The sequence below is a fragment of the Acinetobacter brisouii genome (genome assembly GCF_008993995.1).
GTDB lineage: Bacteria > Pseudomonadota > Gammaproteobacteria > Pseudomonadales > Moraxellaceae > Acinetobacter > Acinetobacter brisouii_A.
In genome coordinates, this window is sequence record NZ_BKNN01000136.1 from 1 (window position 1) to 2591 (window position 2591).

Consider the following 2591-nt stretch of genomic DNA (forward strand, 5'->3'; position numbering starts at 1 on the left):
CGCGACTCATGAGTGCTCGGTTATATGCGGGCCAATTGGTTGTACGGTAGATTTTGTGTGTAGGCTTCTTCATTTGAAAATTATATCGCTGAAAAAGCCTTTACAGATAGGTTTGTGCAACAAAGCCATGGATTACTATAGAACGCTCACAATACCCAAAAAGAAAAGGAATGCAGGATTTTGGTTTAGTTGATTTACCGTATCCTTTGCGGAAAATGAGCTTAAATCCTTTGGGTTGTTTGATTTACGACAAAGAAGAAAATGATAGAGTTTATTATAAATTTCAAAGAGGTGTAGAAAGCTACCCCACAGTGGGAGCACCTGTCATTTTACCAACTCAACATCAATTACAAGATATAGTTGAATCTGGTGATAATCGAAGAGTTTGTATTGGCACCAGTCCATTGGCAAATGGTGCAAAAGTGATGATTGATCCAGATCGTCTTTTTGGTCGTCATTTAGCAGTATTGGGCAATACTGGAAGTGGTAAATCTTGTTCTGTAGCTGGTTTGATTCGCTGGTCACTTGATGCAGCAGAAAAAGTTAGACATAGTCAGCCAAATGCCCGATTTATCATATTAGATCCAAATGGCGAATATTCAGAAACTTTTAAAGACAAAGTAAACGTTCGAATCTTTTCTGTAGAACCCAAAGATGAGGACATACAGCAACTTCAAGTTCCTTTATGGCTTTGGAATAGTTCTGAGTGGGTTTCTTTTACACAAGCAAGCCTTAAGACCCAACGTCCTACATTAATTCAAGCTTTACGTTCGGTTCGGGAAGGTGTTTTTAATATTGAGCAATCTGCCCATCAAGAAATGAAACAATATTTAAGAACACTCATTAGCATTACCCAAATCGAAATTAACTCAGGTTCACCTTGGGGAAACTTTCCCAAAGCGAAGAATTTTTTTGAAAAGTTAAAAAAATGGAGAATTGGATTAACTGATCAAGATGTATTTGATAGTAATCAACAAACATGTTTAACAGCAATTACAGATAAGATAACCCACTTTGAACAAGCACGTTCAGCACAATACGCACTATTTGACTTTGATAGAACAGAGATTAATGACTTCTTACAATTACTAAAAACTGCCTATACCTCATTTGGTGGCAGTGCAATGGATGCATTGCCAATAGATGCTGATATTCCAAGACCATTTTCTGGTGAAAATTTATTAAAAAGTATTGAAGGAAATGCCGAATTGCTAGGTGTCTCAGAATATATTGATACCATGCAAATGAGAATTAAGACTCTTCTCTCAGATACTCGAATGAAAGTCTTAACAAGTCAGATTGACGGTGCAAAAGAAATGACTTTGGATGGTTGGCTTTCTGATTATATCGGGGATAACAATGCTTCAAATGGAACAGTTACAGTTATCGACCTTTCATTAGTTCCAGCAGAAATTGCACATATCATTGCAGCTACTATAGCTCGAATGACATTGGAATCCTTACAAAGATATCGTCGAATGAATCAAGGGCAAGTACTTCCTACAGTATTAGTTATGGAGGAGGCTCATACTTTTGTGAAACGGTATAAGGATGATACCGAATATCACAATTCATCATCTATATGTTGTCAAGTTTTTGAAAAAATAGCTCGTGAAGGGCGAAAGTTTGGATTAGGTATGATGCTTTCGTCACAAAGACCTAGTGAACTCTCACCGACTGTTCTTTCTCAGTGTAATAGTTTCTTACTTCATCGGATTAGCAATGAACGGGATCAAGAACTGATACACAAATTGGTGCCTGATAATCTCCGAGGATTATTGAGAGATTTACCCTCGTTACCTTCCAGAAATGCAATACTACTTGGTTGGGCTTCGGAATTACCCGTATTAGTTCAAATGAATCATCTTTCGGCTGAACATAGACCAAGATCAGACGATCCTGACTACTGGAATGTATGGACTGGACAAGATCAGAATGGAAATACAGTTACTCGTAGTGTAGATTGGAAAGAGATAGCTGATGATTGGCAGCAGATTTAGATACTTGTTGTCCAAGTAAAATAAGAACAGGCATCCAACTTAAAATAAGAAAGCCTGTTCATTTAAATAAGAATACGCATTTAAGCCCTTGAATCACCATTTTTGCCTGTTGCTCGTTAATGATACGACTCATTTCACGGATGAATGCTTCTGGATTTAATTTAAACTGCGCAAATACCGCAGCATTAATTCCTTGCAAGATACGAGCAACCGTTTTACGAGTCAGATTCGTATCATCAGCAATATTGCCAATCAGGTCATAGGTCACTTGAGACTGAATAGAAATATTCGCAACCTCAGTTTTTGAAGCCACCTTCCCAAACATTTCTTTGGCTTTGACTTGCTCATAGGTGGATTCATCATTCTGTGTAGCTTCTGATGTGGGTCTAGGATTTTAGACCATGCCTATAAGTGATAATCTACTCCCCCAATAAGCATGGGAAATGCTTGTTTTTGGAGTCAATCATGACACGAAGAAAACGTCGTAATCATTCAGCAGAGTTTAAAGTTAAAGTTGCTCTCGCAGCAATTAAAGGCGACCACACACTCGCTGAACTTTCTACTCAATTCGATTTACATCAAAACCAAATC

Annotated in this window: 1 protein-coding gene and 2 pseudogenes; 2 read left to right on the forward strand and 1 reads right to left on the reverse strand. The window is 37.8% G+C overall.

From position 1 onward, the window contains the following. Positions 1 to 170 precede the first annotated feature (170 nt). The gene (locus tag GBN19_RS15170; RefSeq protein ID WP_228271303.1) at positions 171 to 2000 is read left to right on the forward strand and encodes an ATP-binding protein; all 1830 of its coding nucleotides are present in this window, start codon (positions 171 to 173) and stop codon (positions 1998 to 2000) included. Positions 2001 to 2079: 79 nt separating this feature from the next. Here the strand turns inward: GBN19_RS15170 and GBN19_RS15175 are convergent. Then, positions 2080 to 2379, reverse strand: a pseudogene (locus tag GBN19_RS15175) (hypothetical protein); the annotation flags it as partial. Between the two features lie 86 nt (positions 2380 to 2465). On the opposite strand from GBN19_RS15175, the pseudogene GBN19_RS15180 reads away from it, so the two are divergent. Next, positions 2466 to 2591: pseudogene (locus GBN19_RS15180) on the forward strand (IS3 family transposase); the annotation flags it as partial.

Bases quoted from the DNA above. Each gene is read 5' to 3' on its own strand.
- GBN19_RS15170 (WP_228271303.1), top strand. From the start codon at position 171: ATGCAGGATTTTGGTTTAGTTGATTTACCGTATCCTTTGCGGAAAATG.